Source organism: Novacetimonas hansenii JCM 7643, from assembly GCF_000964405.1.
In the GTDB taxonomy this organism is placed as follows: Bacteria; Pseudomonadota; Alphaproteobacteria; order Acetobacterales; family Acetobacteraceae; genus Novacetimonas; species Novacetimonas hansenii.
Genome location: NZ_BANE01000286.1, coordinates 1 through 3,153, shown reverse-complemented (window position 1 = coordinate 3,153; position 3,153 = coordinate 1). Strand labels below are relative to the sequence as shown.

Here is a 3,153-nt window from a genome sequence, read left to right as displayed (position 1 = left end):
AGTTTTTGGTGAAGCTTTTTTCAAAAAGCTTCGAAAGACGCCGCTTTTTTCATCGAAAGGCAACACCAAAAATCTTTTCCCATTGTTTCTCAACGGTTTGTTTTCAAACGGTCCCTTGCTGTTTCGCGCCCCCCACCGGCATCAGGCGTGCCGCCCGGCTAAGTGCCATGATCGGGAAAAGCTGCCGGTACAGGTCGTAACGCAGCATGAACGCACGGGACAGTTCCGCCCCCTGCGACAGGCGTTGCGACAGCATCGGATCGTCGAGCTTGATGGTCTGTCCCACCCCGTATCCGGGAAAGCCCGTGCCGGTGAACTCTGCTTCATGCCAGCTTCCGTCGGGTTGCTGGCGTTCGATCAGGTAACGGCACCCGCGCGCGATCGCCGGGTAATCCTGTGCCCGGTTTGCGGCCACCAGCCCCATCACCGCCCATGCCGTCTGTGATGGTGTGGTCGTCCCGCGCCCGACCGATGCGATTTCCATATATGAGGCGCAGCTTTCGCCCCATCCGCCATCTTCCTGCTGGTGCGCCACCAGCCAGTCGCACGCGCGGGCGATATAGGGCTGGGTCATGTCCTCCCCAATCGCGGCAAGCGCGGGCAGGACCGCCCCCGTGCCATAGACGTAATTCACGCCCCACCGCCCGAACCACGGACCGGCGGGGTCCTGTTCCGCACGGACATAGGCCAGGGCGCGCTGGATCGCGGGCATGTCGCGCGGCAGGCCCAGCAGGCCGAATGCCTCCAGGATATGCGCCGTCACATCGACCGATGGCGGGTCCAGTGCCTCGCCAAAGTCACAGAACGGGATCTTCGACAGCAGGCTGCGGTTGTTGTCCTTGTCGAACGCGCCCCATCCGCCGCATTCGCTCTGCATCGCCACCAGCCACCTGACCGCGCGGTCGATGGCGGCGTCCACGCCCTTTTCCTTCCATTCCGGGCGGTTGCGGCATGGCGCCAGCGCAATCAGCGCCACGGCGGTGTCGTCGGTATCGGGATACCGGTCATTGGCATATTCGAACGCCCATCCGCCGGGTTCCACATCCGGCAGCTTGATGGACCAGTCGCCGCGCACGCGCACCTGCCGCGCCAGCAGCCAGTCAAGGGCACGGTCCATTTCCGGGGTAAAGCGGTCCTCCCCCCCCGCGTCATGCAACGCCATCAGCGCCAGCATGGTGTCCCATACCGGGCTGTTGGTGGCCTGTATCCACGATGCATTGCCCCGGTCATGACGCCAGCCCGGATCGTCCAGCGCACCCAGCGACCTGGCCATGACGGGGTGGTGCAACTGGTAATCCTCGCCATGCAGGGCCATCAGGCCGTACACCCATGGCGGCTGGATGCCGCCCCACCCGCCATCGGCGTCCTGGTGGCGGATGATCCATTCCAGCATGTGGCGGATGGCCGCCCCGCGCATCGTGCTGCGGCGCAGGACATTGGATTGCAGCCAGTGCAGCCCCCGGTCCGTGGTGCGAAAGAAGGTGGCCCACAGGTCGCGCCCTTCCTTTTTGGGCAGGGTATAGTCGAAATTCGCCCGTCCTTCGGGAAACAGCGCATCCAGCCGGTCCTGCGGGCGCAGCGGGCGGCTGGGCCTGCGTGCCGACAGGATCGCCAGCGGCACCAGTGTCGCGCGTGCCCATTGGGCAAAGTTATAGATGGAAAAGACGAATTTATTGGGAAACCAGATGATTTCGGGCGGCAGGTTGGGCGTCTTTTCCCACGGCCATTCCCCGATCAGCGCCAGCCAATACCGTGTAAAGACACGGATATTGCGCAATCCCCCCTTGCGCGCGATCCATGTGGCCGCCCGTGCCAGGGCGGGCGTATCGGCGGGATATCCCAGCGAACGCAGCGCGGCATATGCCTCCACCGTTGCATTGATGTCGCCATTCCCCGCGCCGTAATAGACCCCCCACGACCCGTCCTCGCGCTGCATTTCCAGCAGCGCGTTGCCAAGGCGCGGGCGCAGCGGATGGTTTTCCAGGCCAAGGAACCACAGCGCGATGCACCATTCCGCCTCCATCGAGGCATTGGAGCCGACAGACCCCACCCAGTGACCATCGGGTTTCTGCTGCTGTATCAGCCAGTCGCACGCGGCAGAGATCGTGTGCGTCATGCTGTTGCCCATCCCCGCAAAGGGGGCGCCGGCCGTCTGTGTCTGCGTGCCCGTGGCGTCAGGTGCGGCGGGGGCTGTCGTGACCGGGGTGTGACCTGTCGTATCCATTGTCTGTAAATATCCGTGCAAGATAGCAAGAAAAGAGCAAGTTGGACGCCACTCAGGCGCTATGTCGCCGGGGCGGGGGAGGCAACGGCGGGCGATATCATGGTCTGGATATCGGCGAACACCGTGTCCCATTGTGCCTGCGCCATGTCGATAAAGCCAAGGGTACGCAGCAAAAAAGCACCCTCTGCCGCAAACAGCATCGTGCGCAGCCGCTGCACCTCGTGCGTGGTGGATGTGGCGGCGGGGCTGAACCATCCGGCATACCATTGCCGGATACGGTGCAGGTGGCGGGGCGATTGCAACAGCGTGACCAGCATCCCGGCCATGCGCGCGCGCGTGGCGTCGTCAATCTGGCTGCATACCCGCACATATGCGCGCACACGCGCCATGGGGGAGGCATCGGGACCACCATATTGCGCGGCCTGCATATCGAACGCCGCGATCCAGCGTTCCACAAGGGCGGCGATCAGGTCATCCTTATTGCCGAAACAATATTGCAGCCCGCCCTTGGTAATCCCTGCCTGCCGCGCCACGGCATCCAGTGTCAGGGCCGCCGCCCCCGAACGCTGTACCACCTGTTCGGCGCAGTGCAGCACATTTTCACGGTCGATGGTCTTGGGTCGCGCCATGATGTTCCCTGCCTGCTGTCGCCATCTGCTGTCATCCCCTGCCGTTCGGGGTGTGGTTTCAAGGGGCGTGGTTTCAATCCATATGGATGGAATTAAACCACGCCCCCATGGCTTTCAACCCCCCATGGTTTTCATGCCCCATGGCGTTGGCCGTCCATGGCTTTCCCCACCCATGGCTTTCCCCTCTGTGCGGTGGGTATGGTATGACGGATATGCGGTGGCGGATATGGTATGAAGGGCCACGGCATGGGCGCGCGGTCACGTGCAGGTCACGTGCAGGTCACGTGCAGGTCACGTGCA

2 protein-coding genes are annotated in these 3,153 nt (G+C 63.3%); both read right to left on the bottom strand.

What is annotated here, in order from left to right:
• Positions 1-103: 103 nt before the first annotated feature.
• Positions 104-2,128: a squalene--hopene cyclase gene (shc, locus tag B7G66_RS15060; protein ID WP_048859354.1), complete on the bottom strand. Its 2,025-nt coding sequence runs from the start codon at positions 2,126-2,128 to the stop codon at positions 104-106.
• 155 nt (positions 2,129-2,283) lie between these two features.
• The gene (locus B7G66_RS15055; RefSeq protein ID WP_003621705.1) at positions 2,284-2,853 is read right to left on the bottom strand and encodes a TetR/AcrR family transcriptional regulator; all 570 of its coding nucleotides are present in this window, start codon (positions 2,851-2,853) and stop codon (positions 2,284-2,286) included.
• Between the last annotated feature and the right edge of the window lie 300 nt (positions 2,854-3,153).